A 26413-nucleotide genomic window follows, 5' to 3' on the forward strand; every position below is an offset into this window, starting at 1 on the left:
GATTATAAAGAAGTCCGGGTGGAGGAGTTATAATGTGATGAGGCGGCGTAGTCAGACCGTATTGACGTAGTCCACCAACTCGTACTTGTCCCACGGCTCGGCGACTCAGTACACTCGGAACGTCTCTAAGAAGTCCTCAATCACATCCTGTTCCTCAGCCGTAATCCCGAACATATCATAGACGACTTCATTTACCATTTCCTCCAGTACCTCGGTATTAGTAGCCGCCACCTCATCGCAATCATCATCGAGACGGCTCAGCAGTTCTTCTACGCCGTCGTCGCTTCGGGGGATGGGAATGGTCATTTCTTCGCCGCTCTTGACTTTGCGGCCATCTACGGCGGCGTGAACGTACTCGGCGCGGCGCTTCCGGGCTTCGCGGTCGTCGGAGTACATCGCCGGGTCGTTGATTACGTCCGACCGGCCTGCCTGCACCGTGAAGTCGCCCTCTACGTCGCCCTGTACTTCGGCATTGACTGGATACCGGCGTGTCTGCCATTCGTAGGTGATGTAATCGAGTTCACCGCTGTAGTTCCCGAGATACGCTTCAGGAAATCGCTCAGTTTTGGCATCTGTATCTAACGCTGTAGTGATTGCAGATACGGACTCTCGAATCTCATCTCGGTCTTCGTCGTCGCCCCACGTAATCGGAAGAGGAGTGAGATAGTTCGTGGTGTACTTGTAGTATCCATCGACCTTCAGCGCCGTGTAATGCTTGAGGTAGAAGTCCAACGCATTGGAGTTCAAGAGCGCGGCGAACGTATCTGTCCGGCTCTTGAACTCATCTTCGAGTTGCACACCGTATGCGGCCTTGAAGAACCAAGTCCCGACCTCGTCCAGCATAAACGTCGCTTCTGCCGCGATTTCAGGGCAGATGAGTTTCGGGTCTTCAAATCGCGTCATACTCTTGGGATACCCGAATCCGTACCAGTCTCCCCGATTTTCAAACCGCCCTCCCTCGCGGCTTTCTAATGTATCCCGATGCTCCGTCAGATACGACCACGTCAAGGGTAACTCATTCTCCAACCTCTTCTGACTGATTAGATTCGAGGTGAGATTCCCGTCGTCGTCTCGGTCGAGCGTGTACGGAACGATTGCGTGTTCTCCAGACCAATCCCCACGCCATCGGTTAATGTCACGACCCTGTAACCACGGTCGTAGCGTATCTGTTTCAACCTCGTACTCTCGGCTCTCTCCTTTCGGAACAACTGTGACCGTGCTACCTGTATCGTCGGCAGAAATTCGGTCGGCATCAATCGGCGTGACGAGGAACACGTCGTTCGCGCTGGTCTGTGTTCCAGCAAAAACCGAGTCCGTCACATCCCCCACACTCGCGTCACTTGCCTCGTCCATCTTGTGAATGATATTCAGTTCCTCCGGCGGCATCAGCGCCCAATATCCGTCATCCAAGTCACCCTGTGGATGATCGAAAACGTTGATGAACTCGTCTTCATATCCGGGGTCGTCACGGTGCTGACGGACTGATTCGAGAATTGCTGTATCGAGGCTCCGGTTCGTGGGTTCTTTCGTATCACCCTTCACACGCACACACCGGATTTCATTCTCTTTTCGCTCGTTCGCGTCCGGTTCGTCTTCAAGGATGACGATAGCCGGGTAATTCTTCGCATCCTCGAAGACACCCGAGTCGCGGAAGTCGTACACCTCGTTGATTCGGCTTTCACGCAACAACACACGTCGAAGCCCCTCGCCGTAGTCCGTAGTCATAAACTGATTCGGAGTGATATACCCGAGTTTTCCCGTATCCTCAGATAACCACTCAAGACCACGCTCATAGAACGGGCCGTAAATATCGTAGTTCCCGGTTGTGGACTCGTACAATTGGTTCATCATCCGCTTCTGACTATCCGGGAGATTTTGGATACGGACGTAGGGAGGGTTGCCCACGACGTAGTCGTACTCCATATAATTCTTCACCACGAGGGCCAGCACCGTGTCCTCGAACATCTTGAACAGTCGCCCGTCGTTGTGTTCCTCCTTGAGGTAGCGAACGTTTTCGAGCATATCGTCCACGTAGGGTGCGAAGAACTCCTCCACACCGGAGTATTCCCGCTCCGTGTGGTAGTTGATCCGTTCCGCGAGGCCGCTCTGGTACGTCCAGTCGAAGTCGTCGCCGAACTCCTCCGCGAGGGCCATATGGTCCTTTACCGTGTCCAGCACGCCTTGGAGAGCCGCGAAATACTCCCCGAAGTTCCCCACACCCGTCTCTAACTGTATCGTGTCGAACAGCGGCATCCGAACACGACGGACGAGGAACCCGTCTTCCGTTTCGGCGGCTTCGTCCTCGTCAACCTCTACGGGAAGGGGAACAGGAATCCGAACGTCCTGCTCGTCTTCGGTCATCGCGTCGAACGTCATCTGTCGTGAGCCATCCTCACCGAGATCTGCCCCGGTCAGTTCGCGCTCGTTTCGGAGGGTATCTGTCCGATAGATCGGGAGCCGGCGGATGGTGTAATTGGGATGGCTCTTTTTCGCTTTGCGGTACGCCGGGAGAATCGCGACGACGAAGCGAATCTGTGCCATCAGGACGGCAAACGGGTGAACATCGAGGCCGACTATCCGAGGTCGCGTACAGAGGTCTTGGAGGTGTTCCTTCCAGTCCGGGTCGTCCTCGTAACGTTCTACGTCCGTCAGATACCGCTCGACAGCTTCGACAAGGAATGTTCCGGACCCACAGGCCGGGTCGATGAGGCGCTGGTTCGAGACGCCGCGTTCGTACCCGACGCCGTCCATAATGTAGTCGATAACCGGCTGAGGGGTGTAGAACTCCCCGAGTGCCTTCCGCGTCTCCGGATCGAAGTACCGCTGATAGAGATCCCCGAGAAGGTCGCCTTCTACGTCGGCGAAGTCGAACCGGAGAACGTTGAAGAACAGCTCGGCGACGGCGCGGCTGAATCGGTTGCGTGTCGCTTCGCTGATTCGGGTGATTCCACCTTCATCGCCGCGGCCTCGGGCTACGGCCCTGAACTGACTCGCTCCCGTCTCGTGGTGCCGAGAGATCTCCTCCTTGTATCCGTCGGTCCACCACACGAAAATGTCGTCTTGGAACAGCCCTTCGACCAACTGCTCCTGCATATCGTCGATGAGGTTATCCGCCGCGACGGGGAACGCATCGAGATTGATGCTTTGTCCGAACCCCTGCAATCCTCGGAAGTACTCGTCCATCCCTTCGTAGCCGGTGTCGGCGAAGAAGTCGTGGTCCTCCGTGGCTTTGGCGAGGAGTAGACGCGCGAGGAGGGCGTGGCCGCTTTCGAGACAGAACATAAAGTCCCGAAGGGACTGATTCCCGTCGATGAACGGCTCCCACGAGTTCGGAACCTCGTCGGGTTCGCTCGCGTAGGTCGCCTCCCAGAAGTCGTAGGCTCCCTTCACGAACTTCGCCTCTCGATCATCGCGGAGTTCTTCGAGGAGGTCCATCATCCCCGTCACGAGGTCAGCGAACGGACTACCCTCTTCGAGGCGGAAGGTGTCGAAGAAGTGTTCCTGTCCGAGTGCCGCTTGTGCGTCGAGTGGGATGGGATCGAGATCTTCGAGGAACTGATTCACGTCCTCTGGGTTCGTGAGATCGAACTCCCGCTTTTGGAGTGCGCTTACGAGATCGCGGGCTTCACTCTCGGTGACAGCTCCCATCGACAGTACGATGAGCGGACGGTCCTCACCACGCTGATAGAGACGCAGTTCCTCTCCGTTCGTCAAGACCCCGTATTCTGCCCGGAGGTAATCCATATAGTGGAATAACTGCGATTCGTGGGGCGGCAAATCGCGTCCGGTCGTCTTGAACTCGTAGACCGCTGTCACGGCTTCGTTGGAGTCGAGCGTGATGTAGTCGGGACGGCGGTCATCGGGGAGAGTGAACTCACTCCGGAGATCTGTTCCCGTTCCCTCGTAGTCGAGCGCGTCATAGAACCCGTATTCGAGGAATAGGTTCTCCACATCGCGCTCGCTCATATCTCCGTCCGTTTGTTGGGCAATCGAATGAAGGGAGTCGTGGAGAGCGGAGGAGTCTGCCATTACGACCTTCGATGAAAGCACGCATCAAAAAGATAGGTGAGTAACCTTTCCGAAACCATCGCTTCTTAGCATAGAGTTGGAGACACAACTCCGGGGTTCGACTGTGGAAGACCACTCTCTATTTTTGGAATTACCCCGAACTAATGTCCACGCTGTCTCCGGATTATCGGTATCTATATGATACTGTACCGCGTCTGATAGAGTGAGGAGATTTTGCTGAGCGGTTTCGTTTGTAGTTCCAACTTCGGGTAGTGATTATTCTCCCGATAGGACTCAAGTGAAGCTTCTCCGCATCTGACAATAATGGCACTACAAACAGAACCAGCGGTAAGCAACGAATCTGGTCATCCTTACGCGGGATTGGAGAATGCAGACACGAATTACGCTACTTGGTTTGATCCGAGAGACGTAGAGCAAACCGAGGAGTTCGAGAGTGATTCCGACTGGCGTAGAACTCGTAAACGTCTCTACTGGAAGCACCAAGACGCCCAACATCGAGGCTATCAGAATGGCAAGAAGCGGGGGAACAAACGGTTCCAGACGTACCAATCAAATCAGCACCTGAGCCGCGCCTTCAGTAACGTCCTTGAGTTGACGGAGTCAGAGAAGATCGAAGCAGAGAGATGGTTCCGATGGCTAAACTTTGACAAGATCGGTCAAGATCTACGAGTGGTTGGTTTCGCTGTGTGTATGTATATCGTTGAGTGCGACGAGCGTGATGAGCGTAGGGGAGACCCAAATTCGAAACACGAGTGGCCTCCCGAATTTCTGCGGTACTACGAGACACTCCCCGCCGAGTTGAAACGACGGTTCCCCAAAGTGTATGGAAAGGTGAGTTACCGGATTCGCTCGTGGTCAATCGGAGAAGACGAACCGGCGAGCGAGAATATGGACAAGTACGAGATGTACGATGCTCAGTTCTGGAGGAAATGAAGGAGGGGGAGGAGGGGGTATATATACCCGTTACCATTCCATAGAGTGAGGCGGGTTGCGAACGGCGAGTGAGCATCCCTCCCGATTCTCGAAGGAATGGATCTCCGAGGTTAAATGCGATGAGGGGTGGTTAGTGGGTAAGTGACTTAGAAGCGAGAACTAATCCACGTTGAGTAAAATCGAGAGCTAAACCGCGAGGTCAATTCTCTGAGGTTAAATGCGATGACGCCACGTTTGGAACAGAGATCAAAAGAGAGGACTAAAACTCGGTGGGTTACTTCTTGAACTACATCGTACTGAAACAGTATATAAATCCACAAGAACTAATCCGCCGTATTCTCCGGTAAGAGATCTCGGAGATATAATTCTCCGATTAAAATTGATTACCTCCATTCATACTGCCTGTCCCGTCTAATTCTTTCTCTCCTGAGTTCTGCCGCTTAAGCTACCCTCAATTCCCACCTCTCAGAGAAAATTTCTCGCGGCGACTTACTGAATACCCGCGCGCGTTCGCCCGACCGTGTGCTAACCGGGGCGGGCGCGCGACGAAGTGCTGTACTACTGTGAACTAATCCGCCGAGGTTCAGCGCGATGAGCCGGTGCTTGAACTACAGCCGGTAGATCTCTGAGAATCGAAATCGGCGTTATCCTGTTACACCCCCGCCTCATCGCACTCCAAATTAGGTTGTAGCTCTGTGTCTTGGAATCGGTACGAGTATCTCACTCCCGATGAGCCGACCTCTCACGATGACCGCTCACTCGGGAACCACACCAGAGAGTTCCCAACCATCTTTGCGTCCACGTCGCCCTCATCGCGTAGCCGACGGAGACGGTAATCTGCGTTGCGCCGTGTACATCCGACTGCTTCCGCGACCTCCTGCGTTGACGCCGGCTGTTGCTCGCGGACAGCTTCGAGGAAAGCCTCATCGGGATACTTCTCTCGTCCATCGCTCGCCTCATCGCCCATATACGCGAGAAGGAGACGACGTGTATTAGATCTTTCCCACATAGGAAATTATAAGTCATCTTCCTGCGTAGGAAAAGTCGAGAAGGTCGCCGTCCCTTGGGGCGTAGTTCCGTGAAAACGCCCGGCGTTGCACCGCCGGACGATGGCCTTCTATGGAGTTAGAACGCCAATGGAAGATAGCACGACGACGGCTGATAAGCGCATCGCTGAGCAACTAAACTACGGCGCGAAAACAGCGAAGCGGGTTACGTGGGAGGCGTGGGAGTTCTCGATTGAAGCGCCTCACCTCGTCAGAGTGACGAACGCGAGTTACGGGTGTGAGAAAGACGAACACAGTTACCTCGTTGGTGCCGAGGATCGCGACGGGCTACTCGTTCCGGCAGAGTGTGAGTGCCCGGCGGATATGTACAACGAGGAGTATGACTGCAAGCACAAAGTCGCTCTCGCGACTATTGGTGGACCTCTCGTTCTACGAGCCGCTGTTGACCTCCCGACTCCGGGGGTTGAGGGCCGCAAGACTACCTCGCACACGTTGAAGGACAAGCTCCGAGCCGATGGTGGGGCGATCTCCGAGGAATCACGCGAGGACGGCGCGAGCGTCATCGGAGACGAACGCGAAGAGTGTGACTGTGCAGAACTCTCGGGTGATTTTCCGTGCTTTCGGTGCTTTATAAGTGGGGAGAAGATGCTCCCCGAGTAGACCGCTCGTTTTACGCGAGGCTATATTCGGAGATTCCGTGATCGGAAAGGTGGTATCTCCGAGCGTTTGGCCTCAATTCAATTTTGTCGTAAGAATCCGGCTTGTCAAATTCACTTTCCTCTACCGCATCCACTACCTCGTTGAGTTTCGATCTACGCTCTCTCGCTCGTCCTCGGCGGATGTACTCTTCCAGTTCTTTTGGCTCTTCGTCAACTGCTTCTGCGATTACTTCTCGGAGAGTCTCCCCGTCTTCATTTGTCGGTGGAGGGCCATCGGCAACTGCAGTACCATCTCCGCTGGACGTACCATCCATCGCATCTATATGGCTAATAGCCCGTTCACACTCATCTTGAACCGCAGGAGCGAAGTCATCACCCATTACAAACTCATCGTCACGTTGTCGGATGATGTACCAATCAGGGCCATCATCAGGCACAAAGCTCTCGATAACTGGATCTTCATCGGTATTCCCAACACTGGTTTCGAGATTACAGGATAGGTCTATCCCCATCTCATCAATTGCCTTACCAATGTCTCTTTGGGTGAGGTAAGGTCCTTCAGAGCGAGTCTTAACCCAGTGATGGGCGGCGAGGACTGCCACCTGATCGTTAATACTATCCTCTGTCTGGTGTCGTGATTTGTAATCGTTGACGAGATCGCGGAAGCTCACGGATGGAAGGGGCCGACTTCTGAGTACTGCACCTTCCGGCAGTAAGATTTACATCGAACCCTACGAATTGTCGGCTGTCGTCACGAAGGTTCAGACTCCTGTCGGAAGGGATTGTGCGAACCTGCTGGCACAGGTTCGAATCAATTCCACTTTCCTGAGAGTAGGACATACTTACCTTGGCCTACCCTATGGTATATTCTCTAAACTTAAAAATGGTGGGTTACTAATAATTACATAATGGTTGTTGGGTCTGTGTTTAAGTGGGCCTAAATTCACTCAAGAGCCATAATCCAAAATCTGATTATTCAGGTAATTAAATGTAATTGCCACTTCCTGCCGGCCTAATATTGTCATCCGAACCTCATAGCTACCAAAATCTTCCAATCCGCTTTCATCCAGCAATAGAGAAGATAGACGATAATCAGGATCGCTACCGGGGATTATCCATTCAGATTACGCTCGGTAAATTCGTTCTCGACAAGCGTCTGAATCCCACTCTCCTCGACGGACTGGAGATACCGCAACTGGTCGTCGGTTAGTTCCGAGACTGCAAAGCTCGCCGCCTCATCGCACTCCATCTCGATCTCCTCAAACGCGCCCAACTCCTCGAAGATGCGGAGACGGATGTACCGACCGACTGTCTTGCTTCGTCGGGAGAACGTGTCGTGGAGATCAAGGAGTTCCTCTACGGGCGCATCAGGAACGGGTTTCTCCTCGGGGATAGCCACGGAGACAAGCCCGAGTCCTTCCGTGAGGATCTCCACCTCGATGAGGTCGCGGATCTCCTCGTCGTCAGTCTCCCGGTGCAAGTCGATGAGCGCGGCGATGAGGGGCGTGCCGGATGGGAAGTGGTTTTCGTCCATTCGTTATCCCATCCGTTCGAGTGCTTCCTGTCGGTGTTCCACCGGGACGTTGTCGTACTGCATCGTTGTTTGCTCGCTCTTGTGTCGGAGTTGGGCCTTCGTCGCGGCGAGATCTCGCTCGTGCGTCATCGCGGTGCCCACGGAATGACGGCACGCGTACCAGCTCATCTTACGATTCTCGGTCGGTATCCCTGCCTCATCGCAGAGCTTCACGAGGAGACGGCGAAGGCTGTGTGACTGATACGGGTTCCCCTCTCGGGTGAGCCACAGTTCCTCGCGTCCATCGTATCGGTCGTACTGCTCGCGTTCATCGAGCCACCGTTGCAGTCCGTCAGCGGTTCGGTCGGTAAGCCCGACTACCCAATTCCCCTCGTTCTTCGCTGAGTCTTCTTTCGGGATTCGGAGTACGCCGTTCTCCACGTCAACCCACGATACCTTCGCGCGTTCGACCTCGATGGGTCGAAGCCCGGCATCGAGACTCGTCCAGACTAACGAGGTGAACTTCCAGCCGTTAGCGCGCTCCCAATCATCGGGCGTGACCTCGGCCTTCGGCTTCCCGAACCGCTGTGCGAGGTGAGCCTTCCACCGGGTACGCTCCTCGGGAGAGAGGCTACTGTAGTGTGGGATCGAACCGTACTGTAGCGCGGCCTCGCGGATCTTCTTTCGCTCCTCGATGGTGAGGTATTCGCGGGGGCCGCCGCTACTGGAGTTGCTGAAGGACCGCTCGGACTCCCACTCGTCGGCGTTCTTCTCGTGCGCGAGCCATTTGTAGTACCGCTTGATCGCCTTCTGCGTGTTCGCCTTGTGGGTCGCAGAGTCGTCGGTGTAGAGCAGTTCCTTCATATACTCATCCGCGTGTTCGTGTGTGAGCGTCAGCGTGTAGCCGCCTTCTTGCTCCCACGCCCACCGGCAGAACTGATCGGTCCGGTACGCGGTGTTGGTGATCGTGTCCCGACTGTACCCTTCGGCCATCTCCGGATCTTTCCCGAGGTAGATGAGCCAGCGGATGAACTCCGCGCGGTGGTTCCGATAGTCGATGAGTTCCTTCTCGCTGAGGACACCTCGACTGTGTCGGGTGGTTACGGGGAAATCTTGGGGTTCAAATCCCATCAGAAAACCCCCTCAAACAGTTTTAAGCCTGACAGATCCCCGAATCGCACGACTGCGCGGGGGTAACGGTTCAATCGAATCGACTTGGCTTTTGGTGGATTCATCGGTTTTCTCCACCACGGCTGAATTCAGACGGTAGAAGGCCTCTTATGCTCGGTCAGGGATTTGAACCCTGGTCCTCGGCTCGAAAGGCCAAGATGATTGGCCGGACTACACCAACCGAGCCCGCATCACTACGTCGCGGTCAGACCTGTTTAAATATTCCGTTACGGAAGCGGTACGGCACGGTTTCGCGCACGTCTCGGGGGTGGGCGCGTTCACCTCCGCGCTCTCATTTCCCCTCGAATTCGGGCTCGTGATCGCCCATAAACGCGGTCATCCCCGTCATCAGATCGTCGGTGTCGAAGAGCAGCCCGAACGACTGCGCCTCGACGTCGAGCCCGGCGTCGACGTCGTCCCAGCCGCGGTGCATCGCGCGCTTTGTGTACCGCTGGGCGATCGGCGGCCCGGCGGCGAGGTCCCGCGCCAGCTCGAAGGCGCGCTCTTCGAACTCGGCGTTCGGAACGGCCTCGGTGACGAAGCCGTACTCGACCATCGTCTCGGCGTCGTAGCGGTCGGCGGTGAAGATGATCTCCTTGGCGCGGCCCATCCCGACGATCCGCGGCAGCCGAACGGTGCCGCCCCAGCCGGGGAGCAAGCCGAGGTCGTATTCGGGCTGGCCGAACTCCGAGCGCTCGGAGGCGATTCTGAGGTCCGCACCCATCGCGAGTTCCATCCCGCCGCCGAGGCAGTAGCCGTCGATGCCGGCGACGACCGGAAGCTCCGCGGATTCGAGCCGCCCCATCGTCTCTTGGCCCTTCCGGGAGAGGTCCGCGGCGGTGTTGACGTCGCCGACGCCGCCGGCCATCGATTGGATGTCCGCGCCCGCCGAAAAGGCGCGGTCGCCGGCGCCGGTGACGAGAATCGCTCGGACCGCGTCGTCGGCCTCGAAGCGCTCGACGACGTCCGCGAGGTCGTCGAGGAGTTCTCCGGTGATCGTGTTCATCCGGTGGGGCCGGTCCAGCCGGACGTGGCCGACGCGCTCGCGGACCTCCACCGTCAGCGTCTCGTAGTCGTATCCGTCGTCGGCGTCGCCGTCGCCGCCCGCGTGGAACCGCTCGCCCGCGTCAGCGAGCTCGCGCAGGTACGAGACGGGCTCGTAGCGCTCGGCGCCGGTCGCCTCGTAGCGGGCGTCGAGCACGTCGAGCAGGTCGCCGAGCCCCGCCTCGTCGACCATCTTCGCGGGGCCGTCGGACCACCGGCCGCCGAGCTTGACCGCGGTGTCGATGGCCTCGGGGTCGGCGACGCCCTCGCTCACGAGCCCCGCGACCTCGTTCGCGAGCACGGCGAGCAGGCGGTCGGCGACGTCGTCGCGGGTCTGGTCGGACGGCACCTGCGCGCCATCGCCGTCGGCGTAGTCGTAGAAGCCCGCGCCCGTCTTCTTGCCGAGGTCGCCGGCCTCGACCTTCGATTCGAGCACGGGCGCCGGGCGGTAGCGCTCGCCGAGTTCCTCGTGCATATAGTCGAGGACGTGGTAGCCGACGTCGATCCCGACCTGGTCTGCGAGCTCGAAGGCGCCCATCGGCAGGCCGAGCCCGTACTTCGCCGTCGAGTCGACCTCGGCGACGGTGGCCTCGTCGGTCTCGACGAGCCACGCGGCCTCGTTCATCAGCGGCACCAGGATGCGATTGACGATGAAGCCCGGGCTGTCCTTGCGGACCCGGACGGGGGTCTTGCCCATCTCGACCGCGAGGTCCTCGATCAGTTCCAGGGTCGACTCGTCGGTCGCGTCGCCGGCGATGACCTCGACGAGCTCCATCCGGACGGGCGGATTGAAAAAGTGCATCCCGCAGAAGCGCTCGGGGCGCTCTGTCACCGCGGCGAGTTCGGTGACAGAGAGGCTGGAGGTGTTCGTCGCGAAGACCGTCCGGTCGGGCGCGGCGGCTTCGAGGTCGTCGTAGACGTCCTTCTTGATCGCCATCTTCTCCGGGACGGCCTCGATGACGACGTCCGCGTCGTCGACGGCGGCCGCGAGGTCGACGTGGCCCGAGACCCGATCGAGCGCCGCGTCGGCGTCCGCCCGCTCGATCTGGCCCTGCTCTGTGAGTTTGTCGAGGGACCACTCGATGCTCTCGATCCCGTCGTCGACGAGCTCGGATTCGATGTCGCGGAGGCGGACCTCGAACCCCGCGAGGGCGGCGACCTCCGCGATTCCGTGGCCCATACTGCCCGCGCCGAGAACCGTGATGACGTTGACGTCTTCGATCTCCATACGTCGTCGTGGGCGGCGTCGCGTTTCAACGTTTCTTTGACTCGGAAAAGAAACGTGAGAGGCGTTTATTTCTCTCCGTTCTGCTTGCCGAACGTCGTCGACGGAAGTGGGACTCGGCGGTGACAGTGACCGCACTCAGTATCAATCGACCGCGCGCCAGAGGTATCGACTCGCGTAGCTCCGGTACGGCCGCCACCGCTCGGCGTGGTCGACCATCGCCGTGCGGTCGCCGTCCGCGAAGCCGTAGAGTTCGGCCATCCCCGCGCGGATACCGAGGTCCTCGACGGGGAAGACGTCGGGACGGCCGAGCACGAAGATGAGGTACATCTTCGCGGTCCAGGTCCCGACCCCGCGGATCTCGGTCAGTGTCGCGATCACCGCCTCGTCGTCGGCGTCGGCGAGCCCTTCGCGCGTCAGGTCGCGCTCGCGGAACGCCTCGGCGACGTTGCGGACGTACTCGATCTTCTGTCGGGAGAGGCCGACGTCTCGGAGGGTCGCCTCGTCGGCGCCGAGCACGCCGCTGGGAGTCACTTCGACGCGGTCGAACAGGCGCTCGCGGATCGCCGCCGCGGAGTCGGTCGAGAGTTGTTGGTTCACGATCGCGACCACGAGGCGCTCGAACTCGTCGTCGGCCGTGCCGATCGGCAGGTCGCCGTGGCGGTCGACGAGCGATCCCAGTTTCGGATCGGAGCGTACCGGATCCATCGGCCGAACGTGAGGCGGCCGCGGTGAAAGCGTCGTCGCTCGCCGGCGGGGGAGAGAGCGGAAGGGGACGGATCCGACGATATATCCGTCTCCCGGGCGAACGCGGCGTCTATGGGCGAACCGGACGGATCGGAGGGGTCCGGCAGGGACGACCGCGAGCCGACGGTCGCGATCGAGCGCCCCGACGTCTCCGAAGTCGATGCGCTGGTCGATCTGTGGATCGCGCTCGCGACCGGCCAGCGCGCCCACGACTCGCATCTCCTGCCCGAGGCGAACCGGGCGACCGTCCGCGACACGCTGGCGCGGCATGCCGTCACCGGCGGTGTGCAGGTGGCGCGCCGCGACGGCGAGATCGTCGGCTTCGTCACGTTCGGCCCCGAGGAGGGTGCCTACGAACAGGACGTGACGCGCGGCGTCGTCCGCAACGTCTACGTCCGCCCCGCGTACCGGGGCGAGGGGATCGGCGCCGAACTGATGGACGTCGCCGAGTCCGCCCTGGAGTCGGCCGGCGCGACGGTGGTCTCCCTGGAGGCGATGGCGGCGAACGAGCGCGCTCGCGCGTTCTACCGGGAGCGGGGGTACGCGCCGCACCGGATCCAATTCGAGAAGGCGGTCGGAGCCGAGGGAGCCGACCCGGACGGCGAAACCGACACCGACAGTCGGGCGTCCGACTCGGAATCGGATTCGGACGCGGGCTCGGCCCCGCCCCCGTCTCCGAATCCGGCCGCCGAGGAAAACGACACACACTCAAAGGAGGACTGAGTAGGTCCGCCCGCGCCAGGGGAGCATGGGCGGTTCATGCACTCGACTTGTAATCGAGACTTCGTGGGTTCAAATCCCACCCCTGGCTCGTAACAAATTGTTTACACATCTATCGGCGTGACACTGTCGCGCCGGCGCCGTCACTGAGCACTTCTCCGAGTTCTCGGGAGGTGACGGCCTGATGAACCCCGACCGCCCACTCCGGGGCGATGGGGACGTTGGTGTCGAGGTGACGAAAGGTTGCGGCTGTCTCAGCTGCACCGACGACGCTGTCGCGGTGATCAGGCATCCCGAATACGGCCGGCGGACGGTCTGTGGCGCGCACATCAACGGGTACGACGTCGTGGAGTGGCTGGTCGCGCGCGACGAGATCGACGGCGACCAGGAGGTGACTACCGGTGACTGACGGCGCCGACGTCACCGCGGAGGACGCCCTCCAGGTCGCTCAGCGCGCGCTCGCGAAGGTCAACGATCTCGAAGGCGAACTTGAGGAGCTGCGCGCCGAGCACGAGGGGACCGTCGAGGAGTTGACCGCGCTCCGGTTGCGGACCTCCGAGTACAGCACCGACCGTCCCTACGACCAACTCACGCGCGACGAGAAGATCGGGATGGTCCGCGAGCACGCCTTCGAGAAGGCTGACGACGCGACGAACGGTCGCGCGCGGCTCGTCTGGGATGATATCAAGTGGTCCGTATTCGACGGCGAGCCCTCGCGTGGGCACTGCTACGACCTCCTGCGTCTCGCCGCCGGTACCGACGAGAACAGCCAGCGCGACATCCACGACGGCGCCGTCGGTTTTCGCTACCGCGACCCCGACGACGGGACGATCCACCTCGCCGTCGACGCGGATCTGGCGAAACGCCACCGGCAGTCTTTCGCCGCGAATAAGACGCGCTCCGAATCGGGGGTGCGCTAACCGTGTCTCATCTCGGTGGAAAACCACCTCCGATTGAATTAGGGTAAAATTCGGTTGTGTTGAGGGCTGTAAGCAACGGTTCGGTAGCCGTGGGTACGTCGTCTCCGGCGTCGTCTCGGCGTCGGTATCGGCGGGCTGACGGCCACCAGATCGTCTTATTCGCGGCGAAAAACGAGACGATGCACGACACCCACGCCGGGGCAGATTCCCTGGCCACGGACAACCCGATCGCACAGTTTGCCCGGTTTTACCGGCGCTACTACCACGACGAGGTGGGGCGGCTCGCCCAGCGGTACCCATCGGAACAGCGGGCGATCCACGTCGACTATGGCGACCTGTTTGCATTCGACCGGGGGCTCGCAGAAGACTGGCTCACGAAGCCAGACGAGACCCACCCGCTCGCTGACGAGGCCCTGCTTGAGGTCGATCTCCCGGCGGACGTCGCTCTCAATCGTGACGACGCGCCAGCTGTGGAGGCGCGCCTCATCGAGCTCCCGGATGATCGCGTGTACTACCCCGGCGGCTACAGCCCGAGTGATATGCCGGGCGAGTACGTCGGGATCCGCGGCGAGGTCGCGATGGCGACCGATGTCTACCCCAAGATCACCGACGCCGCCTTCGAGTGCCAGCGCTGCGGGACGATGACCTACATCCTGCAGGATGACGGCTACCAGGAACCTCACGAGTGCCAAGGCTGTGAGCGGAAGGGCCCGTTCCTAATCGACTTCGATCAGTCGGCCTTCGTCGACGCCCAGACGCTGCGGATCCAGGAGCCACCGTCGGTCGCTGGCGGCGAGGGCGCGACGATCGACGTCTTCGTCGAGGAAGATCTCGCCGGCCGCGCGGACACGGGCGACGAGGTCATCTTCTACGGGACACTCCATCTCCGCCAGACGGACGAGGATTCGGCGAAGTTCACGACCTATCTCGACGCTCGTGCCGTGGAGTTCGAGGAATCCTCGTCGGAGGATCTCGACATCACAGCCGAAGAGCGCGATCGGATCCACGCGCTTGCCGAGGGTGAAGAGGGTGACCCGCTTGCCCTGGCTGCCGAGGCCTTGGTCCCGAAGATCCGAGGGTACGATCACGTCAAGAAGGCGGCCATCCTCCAGCTCGTCGGCGGCGTCCACGTCCAGTACGACGACGGCTCTACTGACCGCGGCGACATCCATATGCTGCTCGTCGGCGACCCCTCAACGGGCAAGTCCGAACTCGTCGACGCCGTCGAACGCGTCGCCCCACGGGCGGCCGCGGTCTCGGCCTCGAACACGGGCAAGGCCGGGATGACTGCCAGCGCCGTCCGCGAGGATTTCGGTGAGGCCGAGTGGACGCTCAAGCCCGGCGCGTTCGCCAAAGCAAACGGTGGGATGGTCTGTGTCGAGGAGCTCGATGACCTCGACGCAGAGAAGCGCGCGGCGATGCTGGAGCCGATGAGCAAACAGTCGATCGCCGTCTCGAAGGCGGGAATCAACACGAAACTGCAGACGCGCGTGGGTGTGATCGCAGCGGCCAACCCGAAGCACGGCCGCTTCGATCGCTACGAACCCGTCTCCGAACAGTTCGTGTTCGGCTCGGCCCTGATGAGTCGGTTTGATCTGCTGTTCACATTCGTCGATGAGCCCGACCCGGACGAAGACGAGGAGATCGCAGCCCACATCGCCAGCCATCGGCGCCAGGGGAAGCTCGCGATGCGCGATGGAGCATCGTCGGCCGTGGATACGGACGCCATTAACGAATCGCCTGCCCGACTGACGACCGATGAGTTGGAGGCTGATGACGGTGGCCTCCTGCGGAAGTGGGTCGCTCTCGCCTCACGAGCGCCGGCGCCGATCGAAGACGAAGACGCTCTCGAAGAAGCCCGCGAGCGCTTCGTCACGCTGCGGGGCGCAAACGGATACGACGCCGACGACCCAGTGCCGGTGACGTGGCGATCCTGGGAAGCCGTCCTGCGGATCGCTGAGGCTGCCGCGAAGTTCGAGTTCTCCGAGACGATCGAGTCACGTCACTTTGAGATCGCGACCGAGCTCGCCGGCCAGTCGATGCAGGATATCGGGAAGAACGAAGAGGGAGAACTGGATGCGGACGTCGTCGAGACGGGCACCTCCAAAACACAGCAGGACCGCAAGAAGACGCTGGAGAAGCTCATCCGCGGGCTCGGTGACGAGGGCGAGGCCGTTGCCTTCGACGAGCTCTACGAGGAGGCTGCCGAGCACGACATCGATCAGGACACCGTCGACGAGGAGATCCAGCAGATGAAGGATCGCGGCTGGGTGATCGAACCGAAGATGGGCGAGTCGGTCAAGTGGCTCGGGAGGCGGTAGAATGTCCGATAGCGCACTCCCGCCCGAGGGCTCGAAACGCCACTACCGGCGTGTCCTCGGCGTGATCCACAAGAATACGGGCCACGGGCGTCGGCCGATGTACGCCTCGCACGCACTGTGGACGAAACTCGGTGAATTCGCACTGAGCCGCTCGGAGGCCCGCTCGGCACTGAAGGCGGCGCGCGAGAACGACGCCGTGATCCGATGGAAGGATGGCGAGGGTCAACTCCGCTACGGGCTCACCCCCGACGGCGTCGATGAACTCCCCGACGCAACGATGCCGATCTACACGCCCGAGGACGTCGACGCGCTCCAGGCCGTGATCGAGAGGGAAGCCTCGCGCCCCGAGCACGATCAGAATCAGGACGTGATCGGCTGGGCGAACCAACACCTGCAGGCGATTCGGGAGGGCAGCGATGACTGAAACCCAGACCACCGTCAGCACCGACCACGTCGGGCCGATCATCTTCGGCCACGAGACCGCCCGCGATCAACTGCTCTCGGAGGGCCTCGTCGCGACGTTCCGTACCGGCGAGCGGACGACCGGCGAGACACACGCCCGCTGGGAGCGCACCGGCGAGAAGAAAGCCGACGTCATCGTTCGCCGGGTGTGCGAAACGGACCTCCACGATACGGAGGATTTGCCGTACTTCACCTTCGAAACGCTGGCGAAGTGGAGTGGCTTCGGCACGCCGGACGCGTGGCTGGAGGCGATCCGCGAAGTCCACGGCGACGTCACGGAGGGCGTGATCTACGAGGTTGAACTCGTCGAGAACGAACTCCTCGCCTGCGTATCGTGTGAACAGCCGGCGCCGTACTGCGTCTGCGAGGGCGGGACGTGTCCCAACTGTCACGGGAAGGGCTTCATCATCAACTGCGTCGACGACCTCTGCCACGCGAAGGGCAGCTGTATGCACGGCGACAACAAGCCGTGTCCGCGGTGTTCGGACGGTCGTGTGTACCCGAAGCGCGTGCCGATCGACGATCTGGATCAGTCGGATGGGGGTGAGCCGTAGATGGCGCTTTCAGCGTTCCCTTACCCGGGCGGGAAAACAACGTACCACCAGGAGATCCTCAAGTACTTCCCGGACCACCGCCGGTACGTCGAGCCGTTCGGCGGCTCGGCGGCTGTACTGCTGAACAAGCCGACGAGCTACATCGAGGTCTACAATGACCTCGACGATGACGTGGTCCACTTTTTCGAGGTCCTTCGCGATCGTCGCGACGAGCTCGAAGCGTGGCTGTCGAACGTCCCGTACTCCCGGTCGGTGTACGAGAAGTGGGTCAGCGAGTTCTACGACGGCTACCGTCCCAGCGATGACGTCGAAAGAGCGGGAAAGTGGTTCTACCTTCGGTTCTCGCAATTCAACGGCTCGCTGGACCGCCGCAACGGATTCAAGACGGGCGGGAAGCGCAACGAAGCCCGCTCGTTCCGCGGGAGCATCGACGATCTCGACACGATCGCCGCGCGACTCCAGGAAGTCACGATCGAGTGCCAGCCGTACCAGGACGTGCTCGACCGCTACGACCACCCGGACACGCTGTTCTACCTGGATCCACCGTACTACCAGACGAACAGCGATCGCGACCACTACCGCGTCGGCGGCGACTTCGATCACGAACGCTTCGTCGACGAACTCCGCGATCGCGACGGGTGCTGGATCGTGTCCTATGGTGAACTCCCGCCCGGGCTGGAGGACCTCGCGACGACCGTTGAGACATACAGAGCGATGTACTCGATGTCCTACGACGACGAGCGGAGCGAAGCCACGGAAACGCTCGCGATGAACTTCGATCCTGACGAGGAGCCGGAGTTCGTCCCAGCGAGACAGTCGCGTCTTACCACGGGAGGCAACCGATGAGCGACCTCACCGACTTCGGCGGCGGTGTCGAACAGCCCGACGACCACGACGACCACACCGACGATGCAAGTGAAACCGCGGGGCGGAGCTACCCGAACGGCCGCTGTCCAGCCATCGCCGTCGGCTCCCGAAAGCGGTGCCGCGCCCCCGTCTCACGGATGAAAGCCGCCGGCGAGTTCTGCGGGACCCACGGCCGCCAACGGGACCCGTGGACGATCCACGATGACCCCGAGAAGCTGATCCTCATCACAGGCGAGCTGGACGCGCTGTCGCTGGCCGACCTCAATCCCGACGGGGTCGACTTCGATCTCGACCGGATCCGCCAGGCCGTCGCGGCGGTCACAGACGACATCCCGGCCTCGGACCTTCTCCCGGACGAGCTCCACGTCACCGAGTCGGGGCTGTGGATCCCGCCCGCACTCCGGTCGTTCACGTCCCAGGTGGTGTTCCGGACGCCGCGCTCGACAATCCAGCACTTCGAGTCGGGCAGTGGTGGCCTCGATGCCTACTACGGGCTAATCGACGAATCGGACTTCGGTCCCGCCGACGAGTTCCGCGACCCGAAGAACCCGGAACTCGCTCCGGACCGCGTGTCAATCAAGCCGCAGGGCGAGGAGTCACTGACGTTCTCCGTCGATCTGGAGGGCGACGATGAGTAACGACCACATCGGCGCCGGTGCCCAGGCCACGCCGGAGCCGCTGATCATCCCGCTCGAAGAGTGTCACACTGATGCGGCGAAACGTCTCTGGAGTGAACGCTTCGAGTGCGATGACGAGAAGGCCGACAAGTGGCTGTACAACGCCCGCATCGACACCGACTACGTCACGCAGGGCTTCGTCGCGGTCGACCGCACCCAGGTCGTCGGATTCGGAATTGCGGCTGTCGGCTCCGCCGAGTATGCGAACAACTACGTCGGCGACGCCCTCGATCTCGACGTTCCGGATCCGACCGGAATCCTCCACATCTTAGTCGTCGACGCGGACTACGAGGGCCAGGGCATCGGGACGGAGCTCGTGAAGTGCCGGCTGCAGTGGCTCGCGACCACGGACGCCGAAACGGTGATCGGGACGGCCTGGCACCGCGAGACCCACCACGACAGCCGCGCACTCTTCGCGAAGTTCGGCTTCGAGCGGGTCGCGACGATCGAAGAGTACTACCTGAAAACACACGGCCACACCGACTGTCCGGATTGCGAGGCCGAGTGCCGCTGTGATGCGAGTGTCTGGAGGCGAGACCAATGAGCGACGACACGATCTACGGCGTTGATTTGTTCTGCGGCGCCGGCGGCTTCAGCGAGGGCCTCCAGCAGGCCAGTACGGACCTCGGCGTCGACGTCGAACTGGCGGCGATCAACCACTGGGAGCCCGCTGTCCAGACCCACGAGGCGAACCACCCCGACGCCCACCAGTACCACTCGAAGATCGAGCAACTCCACCCGCCGAACGTCGCCGAGGAACTCGCCGGTGAGGCTGACCCGGACATCGACCTACTCGTCGGCGGGCCCGAATGCACGCACTTCTCGCGAGCCCGCGGCGGCAAACCCGTCTCCGAACAAAAGCGGATGAGCCCGTGGCAGATCCTCGACTGGCTCGAAAAGCTCCGCGTCGACGCGTTCATCATCGAGAACGTGCCTGAGATCCAGGACTGGGGCCCGGTCGACGACGAGGGCCAGCCCGTGCGCGACGGCTCGATCTTCGATGCGTGGGTGAACGCGCTCAACCAGCTCGGGTATGCCGTCGACTGGACCGAACTCGTCGCCGCCGACTACGGCGACCCGACCTCGCGTCAGCGGTTCTTCATCATCGGGCGCAAGCACGGCCGTGTCACGTTCCCCGAGCCAACTCACAGCGACGAGCGCGAAGAGCTCCCGGACTACCGGACGGCCGCGGAGATTATCGACTGGTCGGATCTCGGCGGCTCGATCTGGACGCGCGACCTCGACGACGGCCGCAAGACGCCCCCGAAGCACTCCACGATGCAACGGATTGCGGAGGGCCTCCGCCGGCACTGCGGCGACGCCCTGGATCCGTTCGCTGACGTCCTCGAAACGCTGGGGCGTGAGGAGATTCGACAGCTCAGATCGGAGCGCGTCGTCCCGGCACACCACGCCGCGACCGTCGCCGATGCCGTCGACGAGCCGTTCCTGGTGCCGGTCGGAGGTGCCACGACGGCGACGCCGTGGATCCAGAAGCACAAGAAAAACAGCCCGTCGCAGGACGTCGCGACGCCGTTGCACACGATCCACGCGAACGGGAACCACTTCGCCCTCGGAACGGCGACGACACACCTGCTCCGCCAGCAGGACGGCGCTCACCCAGTCGACATCCGCGAATCACCGGTCCCGACGATCGCGACGCGAGGCGGCCACGCGATCGTGACGACCGAGACGGTGCCACTCATCGAGCCGAAGAACGGCCGGCATCGAGGGCTCCACAGCAACCCGCTATATCCGGCGGCCGCCCGGCCGATCCACACGATCACGGCGGACCCGCGGGCGAAAATCGTCTGCCCGTCGCTGATCCGCTACTCCCACGGCGGCGCGACGCTGGACCTCGACGAGCCGATGCCGACGATCGCGACCGAGCGCGGCGGCGTCTTCGCGCTCGCAGCGCCGTATCTCTGCCCGCTGTACAACGGCCGCGAGGGCCAACGCCCACGGACCCGCGCGGTCGACCGGCCGCTGATGACGGTCACAGCCTCGAAGAGTCCGGCCGCGGTCACGACGCCGCTCGTCCAGCCGTTCCTCGACGACTACGAGGGCCCGCCGAAGGCCCTCGACGAGCCGCTCGGCACGATCACGAGTCGCGACCGGTTTGCCTTGGTGATTCCCGAGCTGTGGCCGTGGGGTATCGATATCCGCTATCGGATGCTCCAGCCCGCCGAACTCAAGCAGGCGCAGGGCTTCCCAGCGGACTACGAGCTCGTCGGCACCAAGACCGACCGGACCAAGCAAATCGGTAACGCGGTTCCGGTCGGGCTCGCGAAAGCGCTGTGCAAGCACGTGCTGACTGCCGAGGATCCGAGCCTCGCGACTTACGGCGGCGGGCTGGCTGACGATCCGGACGCCGACATCCCGTCCTACGAGGAGGTGAGCGCGACCGATGACTGACGAGACACCATCACTCGGGGCGATCGTCGAGGACCGCGAACACGGCTCGGAGGCGATCGTGATCAACACACCGAGTACTACCGCCGACGAGTGGCACGTCCAGGGCCGCGGCACCGTCGCCGCGGACAACCCCACGTACCCGGCCGGCGACCCGGTCGTCGTGGTCCTCCACCGGCCGGCCTACGAAGAGCACTTCCCGCTGTATTCCGGTGGCCGGCCGCTGCTCTTGGACGACCTGTTCGTCCGCGACATCAACCACTACGCGTTCCCGGCATCTCGACTCGAAACCACGGGGCGCGTTGACACACCCACCGTGCCGATCGAGGCGATCCGGCCGTCGCCGTACCACGCCCGGTCGTTCGACGCCGAGGCAAACCGCGCGTTCATCGACGACATCGCCGAGGCGGGTGAGCCACCAGGGCCACCACTGGTTCGTGTGCGCTCCCACGACCCGCTCGATCTCGAACTCCTCAATGGTCACAAGCGCACGTGGGCCGCGGCAGTCGCCGGCCTTGATGAGATCCCAGTCTGGGCGATCTACCAGCTCGGCGATGTTGAGGCCGCCCGCGCCTGGGCGAACCGGCATCTCGACGAGTACACGGGCCGCCAGCGGCGCCTCGCCGAACAGCGCCTCCGCGACCGACTCGGGGCCCACGTCGCGACCGACATCATCGCCGACCACACGGGAGGGACAGCCCACGCCGATGACTGATGCCGACAGCGACACGCCGCTTGTCCCTGAGCGACTCCACGGAGCCCCGCCTGCATCGCTCCTCGTCTACATCGCCCTCGACAACACCGACCGTCCGTTGACAACATCACAAGTCGCAGCGCACACAGGACTTGCCGAGCGGACGGTACGCGAAGCGATCGAGCGCTTGCGGGAGCGCGGTATCGTAAGAACGTACACGCCGGGGCCACGCAACCCAAACGCACCCCGGCACCGTCTCCAGGTCTGACCCCCTACCCTGCGTCGGCGATAACCGCCAGGCTCGTGGCACTTTTCTCCCTATAAGAAGATTACCCCACTGTACACTCCTCTCAGACGGTCGTGACCAACCCGAGAGTGGGGCCACAACCCCCTCTCCGTCCCGATCGACACCCGATCACACACCTCGTTTCCGCACCCGTGCATCCAACCTATCAAGAGCGCGTGCTGAACGCGCCGGACGTCTGTCAGAACTGCCTGCGACTCGTCCGCGAAGAGCGCCAGCCACGCGATCCGGACCGTACACGCTCGGACGTCACGGTCCGGGAGTCGCGGTGGTCGCGCCGTAAGGACACCACCGAAGTTGCCTTCGGCCCCGCCGAGACGGTCACCGCCCAGAAGGGGATCTTCTGTGACTGCGGCGTCGAGGGGTCGTTCGTCCGGGTCTGGAACGACCACGAGGTCGGTCGCGACCGCTTCCGCGAGCTCCTGAAACGACTCGTCCACTCGCTTGAACACAAGGGCGTCTCCCTCGATCGCGAGGCGACCGTCCGCCACGCCCTGGCCGCCTTCGGGCGCCTGCCTGAGGAGGCAGTCGGCCCGCACCGCCCCGACGTGAGCGTCGACGACGCGCTCGCTGAGGGTATCCGCTACGGCCTCGCCCGCGCCGAAGTCCAGGCCCGGACGGAGACGACCGACGAGTCGTCGCCACCTGCGTAACGATGTCCGTCGATCAGTCCACTTCGATGGCGTCCACGTCGCGTAGCGCCGCGACCACGCCCGGCGAGTTCGTGATCGCCCCGCACGGCGACCGCCTCGTCCTGGCTGAGATCGTCGACGTCGAGCCGCGGCCCACCTTTCCCAACCCCGAACGGGAGGTGCTGACGGTCCGCGTCGACGGAACGGACACGACGATACAGGTGCTGGCGAGCGACGCCGAGCCCGCTACGGATGATGCCCTATGACAACCACACATCGATCTCCGCGGCCACGGCCGTGGTACACACCGGACGCACTGATCGACGACTACAAGAACAGTCTCAGAGATGGCGGTGACTTGCGGATGTACCGTTCGCTCAAGGTGGTCCGCTCGATCATCGTCAACCTCGGGATCATCGGTCTGGCAGTCTACTCGCTGATGCTTGGGGCGGCACCGACGGTCGTCGGGACGCTCGCGTTGCTGACGCTCGCAGGCTACAACGGCTTGGAGATGAGCGACTACGCCGCTCTCGTGCAAGCCTACAACGAGATCCAAAGCGAAGACAGCGGGAGTGATGGCGGCGGTGATGCCGGATGACGCCGCTCGAATGGGTGCTCGTGGGTGTCGTCTTGACGGCCGTCCCGTCGACGGACCTCGCCGCGATCGCAGTCGCGTGGCTCGCAAAGAAGGCGGGGCTGAAACCCTCGGACATCCGGAAGTACAACGCCGCGACGAGTGACGGCGACGACTCCGACACCCACGACAGCGATGGGTGACGCCGCCGCGGACACCGACCGCGTCGAGGCTCTCGCGGAAGGCGCGGACCCACCGCCGATCGAACAGCCGGCGGCCGCGGTCACGCTCGGCGATCTGGACGCCGTCCTCCAGGAGGTCGTCGACGCGATCCCCGACGATGCCGACGCAGCTTATGCCGCGGGGAAGGCCGACGCCGCCCGCCACTACGAACAAGCGCTGAAACACCGCCTCGGACTCGACGACGCTGATCACCGTGACTGACGAGACTCCAGTACCAGCGCCGGATCTCACCGACCGCCAGCGCGAGTGGCTCGCCGCACTACCGGCGCCGACGCTGGAGGCGTGGGGTGAGGCCGCCGACGCGACGAAGACCGGCGCCGAGTCCGCCCGCGACCGCCTGAACGAACTGCCCGGCATCGACGTCGAAAAGCGCGAGGGCCAGTGGCAGAACGTCGGTCCATACAGTCTGGACGCGGCGTCTGAGGATGGTGACGACTCCGAAGCTGATGACGCCCCAGATGCCGATGATGACACTACCCTTCCGGAGTTAGACTCCCACCAGGCAACGGTCATCCGCACGCTCCCGGCATCCATCGAGGAGATCGACGACGCGGTCGAGGATCTCGACGGGCACGCTGCGCTCGATCTTCTCCGGGATGACGGCGTCACGATCCGCTACGATGAGGCGGCCGGGAAGTACTACCTCGCCGACGAGCGGAGTGAACAGCTCCGATCGCAAACACACCTGTCGCTCTCGGCGAAGACAAAGAAAGCGAAGGCGGCGCTCCGCGAGGAACAGGCGCTGCTGGACCGCCTTCCCGACACGACGCCGCTGTCGATCGACGGCTTCGAACCGGATCCGGACAAGGAGACGATGGTCGCCGCGATCAGCGACCTCCACTTCGGCGACATCGTCAAAGATGACCGCGGGCGACTGACCTACGATCGTGACATCGTCCACGAGGCCGTCGAGACGTTCGCCGCCAAGGTCCTCAAGCACAAACAGCAGTGGGGCGCGGAGTTCGACGAGTGTGTCATCCCGATCCTGGGAGACATCGCGACCGGGACCGAGATCTACGACACACAGAAGACCGAAATCGAGTCACTACTCGCCCAGCAGATCAAGGACGGCGCGCAGGCACTGACGACACTCGTCGCGACGCTCCGAGAGCACTTCGAGGCCGTCCGCGTGTACGCCGTTGTCGGGAACCACGGCTTCCAGTCCGCGAGTGCGGCCCGCGGCTCGAACACAGACCTGACGTGCTACTACTGGATGCGGGACGCACTCCGACGCGAGGGCTACGACGACGTCGAGATTACGATCGGCGAGCACAGCCACCACCTCAACTTCGAGATCCGCGACTGGCGCGTCCACATCCGGCACGGCCAAGACTCCCAGCAGCAGGTCGACGAGACGGCACGCTCGGAAGCCGACTGGCGGGGGTGGCGCGACAAGCACAAGTTCGACCTGGCGATCCGCGGGCATCATCACGTCCCGTCGTTGCACTGGGTGCTCAACCGCTACCCGGTCGTCTCGCTCCCGAGTCCGAAGCCCGGCGGGGAGTTCGCCGACCGGATTGGGAGTCCCGACGCCTCAGCGCCGGCGGATCACGTCACCGAACGGAAGCTCGGCTACTGCTTCGGGGTGAGCGAAGAGCGCCGGATCACCGACTCGCGGATGACCGACGCCGGATGACCCAACACAGTTACGTCGAGCGGAAGGTTCGCGGCCGGGAGTTTGAGGAGGACGTCCCGTGGCGCGACCTATTCGATCTTGACGAGCACGACTCCGGACCGTAGCGCAGTGGATGACGCGCTCGGCTGTAAACCGAGAGGACGCAGGTTCGATTCCTGTCGGTCCGATTTGAGGCGTGGGTTGATTGCGGCGAGAACGGGCGGGATGGTCAAGTCCTGTGCCACCGTCCGGACGGGAGCCTGATCACTCTCGACCGCCGTCAGCAGGACCGATCGCCTCGTGGACTCGTAGCGCAACTGGGAGCGCACCGTCCTGAAGAGGCGGCGTGTCTCGGTTCAAGTCCGAGCGAGTCCACTTCTCGATGCAACGCCGACCGCACCGCGCACCGGGCCCGATGATCCAGCAGTGCCCGGACTGCGGCCGACTGGTCCACGATCGCGACGAGTGCGACTGCGATGGGTGAATCCAAACAGCTCCTGACGCATCGCTGTCCGGCCTGCGCGTGGGCTGGCAAGCCCGACATCGACCAGTGTCCACGGTGCGGCCACGATCTCGTCACCTACGACGTCACACTCGCCGATGATGCACCAACCAGTCCCGATCAGCGATAATCCGTGGGCCACGACGTCGCCGTCGACAGCGTCACGCCCGACTGCGTCGCGTACGTGCCGGATTCGCGGTTCGACGAGGACAATTTGCTGATCGAATACGATCCGAGCAACGGCGATGCCTGGCTCGCGAGCGACGAGCCGTGTCACCTGCGGCAGTGGGCCTGAGACGATGAGCGATCGCAAGAACATCCCCGTCGACGAGGCCATCTTCGAGCGCCTGAAAGCACAGAAGGGCGAGGACGACACCTGGAACGACGTCGGAGCCCGCGCCGCCGACGCCCTGGAAGCCGACGCAGACGGCGATACAGGTGCTGAGGATGGATGCACACAGACTGCACGCATCCCGACCGAGCAGGTCGAAGAAATCGCCCGGATGGCGGGCGTGAAAGCGGCCGACGAAGTCGAAGATCGCCTGACGGGGCGATGAACACAGTTTGCATACACCGGCCACATCTCGCACGG

At 62.2% G+C, this 26413-nt stretch carries 28 protein-coding genes and 4 tRNA genes; 24 read left to right on the forward strand and 8 right to left on the reverse strand.

Going from position 1 to position 26413, the window contains the following annotated elements:
• Positions 1 to 105: 105 nt before the first annotated feature.
• Positions 106 to 4029, reverse strand: a complete 3924-nt coding sequence (locus OS889_RS13500) for an Eco57I restriction-modification methylase domain-containing protein (RefSeq protein WP_372390574.1) — start codon at positions 4027 to 4029, stop codon at positions 106 to 108.
• A gap of 303 nt (positions 4030 to 4332) precedes the next feature.
• On the opposite strand from OS889_RS13500, the gene OS889_RS13505 reads away from it, so the two are divergent.
• On the forward strand, positions 4333 to 4962 hold the full coding sequence (locus OS889_RS13505; protein WP_372390576.1) for a hypothetical protein: 630 nt from the start codon (positions 4333 to 4335) through the stop codon (positions 4960 to 4962).
• 742 nt (positions 4963 to 5704) lie between these two features.
• On the opposite strand, the gene OS889_RS13510 is transcribed toward OS889_RS13505, so the two are convergent.
• Positions 5705 to 5929, reverse strand: coding sequence for a hypothetical protein (locus tag OS889_RS13510; RefSeq protein WP_372390578.1), 225 nt, complete (start codon positions 5927 to 5929; stop codon positions 5705 to 5707).
• Between the two features lie 169 nt (positions 5930 to 6098).
• On the opposite strand from OS889_RS13510, the gene OS889_RS13515 reads away from it, so the two are divergent.
• Positions 6099 to 6629 carry a hypothetical protein gene (locus OS889_RS13515; RefSeq protein ID WP_372390580.1) on the forward strand — a complete coding sequence of 177 codons (531 nt, stop codon included), beginning with the start codon at positions 6099 to 6101 and terminating at the stop codon, positions 6627 to 6629.
• A 10-nt stretch (positions 6630 to 6639) separates the two neighbouring features.
• Here the strand turns inward: OS889_RS13515 and OS889_RS13520 are convergent, their stop codons facing one another.
• The 6 genes from OS889_RS13520 to OS889_RS13545 form a co-directional block, all read right to left on the reverse strand.
• Complete coding sequence (locus OS889_RS13520) at positions 6640 to 7230, reverse strand: hypothetical protein (protein ID WP_372390582.1); 591 nt, start codon at positions 7228 to 7230, stop codon at positions 6640 to 6642.
• Between the two features lie 509 nt (positions 7231 to 7739).
• Positions 7740 to 8162: a hypothetical protein gene (locus OS889_RS13525; RefSeq protein ID WP_372390584.1), complete on the reverse strand. Its 423-nt coding sequence runs from the start codon at positions 8160 to 8162 to the stop codon at positions 7740 to 7742.
• Between the two features lie 3 nt (positions 8163 to 8165).
• Positions 8166 to 9272 (reverse strand): tyrosine-type recombinase/integrase, encoded by a 1107-nt coding sequence (locus tag OS889_RS13530; RefSeq protein ID WP_372390586.1) that lies wholly within the window; start codon positions 9270 to 9272, stop codon positions 8166 to 8168.
• Between the two features lie 150 nt (positions 9273 to 9422).
• Positions 9423 to 9497: transfer RNA gene (locus tag OS889_RS13535), tRNA-Glu, on the reverse strand.
• Positions 9498 to 9603: 106 nt separating this feature from the next.
• Positions 9604 to 11583: a 3-hydroxyacyl-CoA dehydrogenase/enoyl-CoA hydratase family protein gene (locus OS889_RS13540; RefSeq protein WP_372390588.1), complete on the reverse strand. Its 1980-nt coding sequence runs from the start codon at positions 11581 to 11583 to the stop codon at positions 9604 to 9606.
• A 141-nt stretch (positions 11584 to 11724) separates the two neighbouring features.
• Positions 11725 to 12288 (reverse strand): DNA-3-methyladenine glycosylase family protein, encoded by a 564-nt coding sequence (locus OS889_RS13545; protein WP_372390590.1) that lies wholly within the window; start codon positions 12286 to 12288, stop codon positions 11725 to 11727.
• Between the two features lie 111 nt (positions 12289 to 12399).
• Between OS889_RS13545 and OS889_RS13550 the strand changes: the two genes are divergently transcribed.
• From OS889_RS13550 to OS889_RS13655, 22 genes are all read left to right on the forward strand, one after another.
• Complete coding sequence (locus OS889_RS13550; RefSeq protein ID WP_372390592.1) at positions 12400 to 13050, forward strand: GNAT family N-acetyltransferase; 651 nt, start codon at positions 12400 to 12402, stop codon at positions 13048 to 13050.
• Positions 13051 to 13064: 14 nt separating this feature from the next.
• Positions 13065 to 13138: transfer RNA gene (locus tag OS889_RS13555), tRNA-Thr, on the forward strand.
• 93 nt (positions 13139 to 13231) lie between these two features.
• Positions 13232 to 13456 (forward strand): hypothetical protein, encoded by a 225-nt coding sequence (locus OS889_RS13560; protein WP_372390594.1) that lies wholly within the window; start codon positions 13232 to 13234, stop codon positions 13454 to 13456.
• A complete protein-coding gene (locus OS889_RS13565) occupies positions 13449 to 13967 on the forward strand; it encodes a hypothetical protein (RefSeq protein ID WP_372390596.1) in 519 nt (172 codons plus the stop codon). Before OS889_RS13560 ends, OS889_RS13565 begins: the two co-directional genes overlap by 8 nt.
• A 179-nt stretch (positions 13968 to 14146) precedes the next feature.
• The gene (locus OS889_RS13570) at positions 14147 to 16288 is read left to right on the forward strand and encodes a minichromosome maintenance protein MCM (protein ID WP_372390598.1); all 2142 of its coding nucleotides are present in this window, start codon (positions 14147 to 14149) and stop codon (positions 16286 to 16288) included.
• A gap of 1 nt (position 16289) precedes the next feature.
• Positions 16290 to 16712 carry a hypothetical protein gene (locus OS889_RS13575; protein WP_372390600.1) on the forward strand — a complete coding sequence of 141 codons (423 nt, stop codon included), beginning with the start codon at positions 16290 to 16292 and terminating at the stop codon, positions 16710 to 16712.
• The gene (locus OS889_RS13580; protein ID WP_372390602.1) at positions 16705 to 17304 is read left to right on the forward strand and encodes a hypothetical protein; all 600 of its coding nucleotides are present in this window, start codon (positions 16705 to 16707) and stop codon (positions 17302 to 17304) included. The genes OS889_RS13575 and OS889_RS13580 overlap by 8 nt, the downstream gene beginning before the upstream one ends.
• Positions 17305 to 18150, forward strand: a complete 846-nt coding sequence (locus tag OS889_RS13585) for a DNA adenine methylase (RefSeq protein WP_372390604.1) — start codon at positions 17305 to 17307, stop codon at positions 18148 to 18150.
• Positions 18147 to 18809 carry a hypothetical protein gene (locus tag OS889_RS13590; RefSeq protein ID WP_372390606.1) on the forward strand — a complete coding sequence of 221 codons (663 nt, stop codon included), beginning with the start codon at positions 18147 to 18149 and terminating at the stop codon, positions 18807 to 18809. The genes OS889_RS13585 and OS889_RS13590 overlap by 4 nt, the downstream gene beginning before the upstream one ends.
• Positions 18802 to 19392: a GNAT family N-acetyltransferase gene (locus OS889_RS13595; protein WP_372390608.1), complete on the forward strand. Its 591-nt coding sequence runs from the start codon at positions 18802 to 18804 to the stop codon at positions 19390 to 19392. The genes OS889_RS13590 and OS889_RS13595 overlap by 8 nt, the downstream gene beginning before the upstream one ends.
• Positions 19389 to 21260, forward strand: coding sequence for a DNA cytosine methyltransferase (locus tag OS889_RS13600; protein WP_372390610.1), 1872 nt, complete (start codon positions 19389 to 19391; stop codon positions 21258 to 21260). Before OS889_RS13595 ends, OS889_RS13600 begins: the two co-directional genes overlap by 4 nt.
• The gene (locus tag OS889_RS13605) at positions 21253 to 21972 is read left to right on the forward strand and encodes a ParB/RepB/Spo0J family partition protein (protein ID WP_372390612.1); all 720 of its coding nucleotides are present in this window, start codon (positions 21253 to 21255) and stop codon (positions 21970 to 21972) included. Before OS889_RS13600 ends, OS889_RS13605 begins: the two co-directional genes overlap by 8 nt.
• Before the next feature lie 417 nt (positions 21973 to 22389).
• On the forward strand, positions 22390 to 22908 hold the full coding sequence (locus tag OS889_RS13610) for a peptide ABC transporter substrate-binding protein (RefSeq protein ID WP_372390614.1): 519 nt from the start codon (positions 22390 to 22392) through the stop codon (positions 22906 to 22908).
• Between the two features lie 26 nt (positions 22909 to 22934).
• Positions 22935 to 23153: a hypothetical protein gene (locus tag OS889_RS13615; RefSeq protein ID WP_372390616.1), complete on the forward strand. Its 219-nt coding sequence runs from the start codon at positions 22935 to 22937 to the stop codon at positions 23151 to 23153.
• Positions 23154 to 23251: 98 nt separating this feature from the next.
• On the forward strand, positions 23252 to 23485 hold the full coding sequence (locus OS889_RS13620; RefSeq protein ID WP_372390618.1) for a hypothetical protein: 234 nt from the start codon (positions 23252 to 23254) through the stop codon (positions 23483 to 23485).
• Positions 23482 to 23664, forward strand: coding sequence for a hypothetical protein (locus OS889_RS13625; RefSeq protein WP_372390620.1), 183 nt, complete (start codon positions 23482 to 23484; stop codon positions 23662 to 23664). The genes OS889_RS13620 and OS889_RS13625 overlap by 4 nt, the downstream gene beginning before the upstream one ends.
• Positions 23657 to 23905, forward strand: coding sequence for a hypothetical protein (locus OS889_RS13630; RefSeq protein WP_372390622.1), 249 nt, complete (start codon positions 23657 to 23659; stop codon positions 23903 to 23905). The genes OS889_RS13625 and OS889_RS13630 overlap by 8 nt, the downstream gene beginning before the upstream one ends.
• A complete protein-coding gene (locus OS889_RS13635; protein WP_372390624.1) occupies positions 23898 to 25340 on the forward strand; it encodes a hypothetical protein in 1443 nt (480 codons plus the stop codon). The genes OS889_RS13630 and OS889_RS13635 overlap by 8 nt, the downstream gene beginning before the upstream one ends.
• Positions 25341 to 25434: 94 nt before the next feature.
• A tRNA-Tyr gene (locus tag OS889_RS13640) sits at positions 25435 to 25507 on the forward strand.
• A gap of 114 nt (positions 25508 to 25621) precedes the next feature.
• Positions 25622 to 25694 (forward strand) — tRNA-Phe (locus tag OS889_RS13645).
• A gap of 260 nt (positions 25695 to 25954) precedes the next feature.
• A complete protein-coding gene (locus OS889_RS13650; protein WP_372390627.1) occupies positions 25955 to 26116 on the forward strand; it encodes a hypothetical protein in 162 nt (53 codons plus the stop codon).
• A gap of 4 nt (positions 26117 to 26120) precedes the next feature.
• Positions 26121 to 26378: a hypothetical protein gene (locus OS889_RS13655; RefSeq protein ID WP_372390629.1), complete on the forward strand. Its 258-nt coding sequence runs from the start codon at positions 26121 to 26123 to the stop codon at positions 26376 to 26378.
• Positions 26379 to 26413: the final 35 nt, after the last annotated feature.

Source organism: Halobellus sp. MBLA0158 (assembly GCF_041477585.1).
Taxonomy (GTDB): domain Archaea; phylum Halobacteriota; class Halobacteria; order Halobacteriales; family Haloferacaceae; genus Haloquadratum; species Haloquadratum rubicundus.

Bases quoted from the DNA above. Each gene is read 5' to 3' on its own strand.
- OS889_RS13500 (WP_372390574.1), bottom strand. From the start codon at position 4,029: ATGGCAGACTCCTCCGCTCTCCACGACTCCCTTCATTCGATTGCCCAA.
- OS889_RS13505 (WP_372390576.1), top strand. From the start codon at position 4,333: ATGGCACTACAAACAGAACCAGCGGTAAGCAACGAATCTGGTCATCCT.
- OS889_RS13510 (WP_372390578.1), bottom strand. From the start codon at position 5,929: ATGGGCGATGAGGCGAGCGATGGACGAGAGAAGTATCCCGATGAGGCT.
- OS889_RS13515 (WP_372390580.1), top strand. From the start codon at position 6,099: ATGGAAGATAGCACGACGACGGCTGATAAGCGCATCGCTGAGCAACTA.
- OS889_RS13525 (WP_372390584.1), bottom strand. From the start codon at position 8,162: ATGGACGAAAACCACTTCCCATCCGGCACGCCCCTCATCGCCGCGCTC.
- OS889_RS13530 (WP_372390586.1), bottom strand. From the start codon at position 9,272: ATGGGATTTGAACCCCAAGATTTCCCCGTAACCACCCGACACAGTCGA.
- OS889_RS13540 (WP_372390588.1), bottom strand. From the start codon at position 11,583: ATGGAGATCGAAGACGTCAACGTCATCACGGTTCTCGGCGCGGGCAGT.
- OS889_RS13545 (WP_372390590.1), bottom strand. From the start codon at position 12,288: ATGGATCCGGTACGCTCCGATCCGAAACTGGGATCGCTCGTCGACCGC.
- OS889_RS13550 (WP_372390592.1), top strand. From the start codon at position 12,400: ATGGGCGAACCGGACGGATCGGAGGGGTCCGGCAGGGACGACCGCGAG.
- OS889_RS13560 (WP_372390594.1), top strand. From the start codon at position 13,232: ATGAACCCCGACCGCCCACTCCGGGGCGATGGGGACGTTGGTGTCGAG.
- OS889_RS13570 (WP_372390598.1), top strand. From the start codon at position 14,147: ATGCACGACACCCACGCCGGGGCAGATTCCCTGGCCACGGACAACCCG.
- OS889_RS13575 (WP_372390600.1), top strand. From the start codon at position 16,290: ATGTCCGATAGCGCACTCCCGCCCGAGGGCTCGAAACGCCACTACCGG.
- OS889_RS13580 (WP_372390602.1), top strand. From the start codon at position 16,705: ATGACTGAAACCCAGACCACCGTCAGCACCGACCACGTCGGGCCGATC.
- OS889_RS13585 (WP_372390604.1), top strand. From the start codon at position 17,305: ATGGCGCTTTCAGCGTTCCCTTACCCGGGCGGGAAAACAACGTACCAC.
- OS889_RS13590 (WP_372390606.1), top strand. From the start codon at position 18,147: ATGAGCGACCTCACCGACTTCGGCGGCGGTGTCGAACAGCCCGACGAC.
- OS889_RS13595 (WP_372390608.1), top strand. From the start codon at position 18,802: ATGAGTAACGACCACATCGGCGCCGGTGCCCAGGCCACGCCGGAGCCG.
- OS889_RS13600 (WP_372390610.1), top strand. From the start codon at position 19,389: ATGAGCGACGACACGATCTACGGCGTTGATTTGTTCTGCGGCGCCGGC.
- OS889_RS13605 (WP_372390612.1), top strand. From the start codon at position 21,253: ATGACTGACGAGACACCATCACTCGGGGCGATCGTCGAGGACCGCGAA.
- OS889_RS13615 (WP_372390616.1), top strand. From the start codon at position 22,935: ATGGCGTCCACGTCGCGTAGCGCCGCGACCACGCCCGGCGAGTTCGTG.
- OS889_RS13620 (WP_372390618.1), top strand. From the start codon at position 23,252: ATGTACCGTTCGCTCAAGGTGGTCCGCTCGATCATCGTCAACCTCGGG.
- OS889_RS13625 (WP_372390620.1), top strand. From the start codon at position 23,482: ATGACGCCGCTCGAATGGGTGCTCGTGGGTGTCGTCTTGACGGCCGTC.
- OS889_RS13630 (WP_372390622.1), top strand. From the start codon at position 23,657: ATGGGTGACGCCGCCGCGGACACCGACCGCGTCGAGGCTCTCGCGGAA.
- OS889_RS13655 (WP_372390629.1), top strand. From the start codon at position 26,121: ATGAGCGATCGCAAGAACATCCCCGTCGACGAGGCCATCTTCGAGCGC.